The sequence below is a fragment of the Nocardia gamkensis NBRC 108242 genome (genome assembly GCF_001612985.1).
GTDB lineage: Bacteria > Actinomycetota > Actinomycetes > Mycobacteriales > Mycobacteriaceae > Nocardia > Nocardia gamkensis.
Genome location: NZ_BDBM01000114.1, coordinates 1 through 735, shown reverse-complemented (window position 1 = coordinate 735; position 735 = coordinate 1). Strand labels below are relative to the sequence as shown.

Below are 735 nucleotides of genomic sequence, written 5' to 3'. Positions count from 1 at the left end.
TCAGCGCCCGCCTGGTCTTCGGGTCCACGAAGGTGCCGGCCGCGTGATCCCAGACCGGCATGTTGTCGCCGGTGTAAACCTCCTGGTCGAAGTGTGGCCACCAGATGTTGACGTAGGTCGCCGCGGTCACCTGATAGAGCAGCTGGGTCGGGACCGAGCCCCGGATGGCCAGGTGCAGATGCGGAGCCCCGCGCTTCTGCGGTTCCACGCTGCCCCAGTACTGCACGTTCCAGCCCACCGCGCGACGCAGGTTCTGCACCCACCGGTCGAACAACCGCTTGATATGCATGATGTCGCGGGCAGCACGGGCGTAGTCGTAGGAGTCCGGATCGACCGGGGAGCCGTCCGGCACCATCTTCCCGGTCTCCTCGTCACGGACACGGTTGATACGCCCATAGGAGCCCACGGTGAGGGTGAAGAACGTCGATGGCCGGTACTTGCCGTCCGCGTAGGCGGTGCCGATCGTGGTGCGCGCGACCTTCTTACGAGGCAGGTCCGGCAGGTCGTCACGGCGACGGGTGGACTTGGCCTTGCGACGCGGCTTGGCATCCAACGGCGGAAGACGATCACGCACACCGAGTTCCCGCAGCTCGGCATCGAGGTCGGCCACCAAATCCTTGATCGCGTCGGCCAGTTCGTCATCCCCCTCACGGCGAGCATCGTGATACCGGCTGAACTGGTCGGCACGCGTCGCCAGCACTTCGGCTTGGGCTTCGGTGACCACCGGTTCCGGCT

1 protein-coding gene is annotated in these 735 nt (G+C 66.0%); it reads right to left on the bottom strand.

What is annotated here, in order from left to right; all coding sequences use genetic code 11:
* Nucleotides 1-735: replication initiator (locus NG1_RS37700; protein WP_218019031.1), on the bottom strand; the 735-nt coding region annotated here is incomplete at both ends.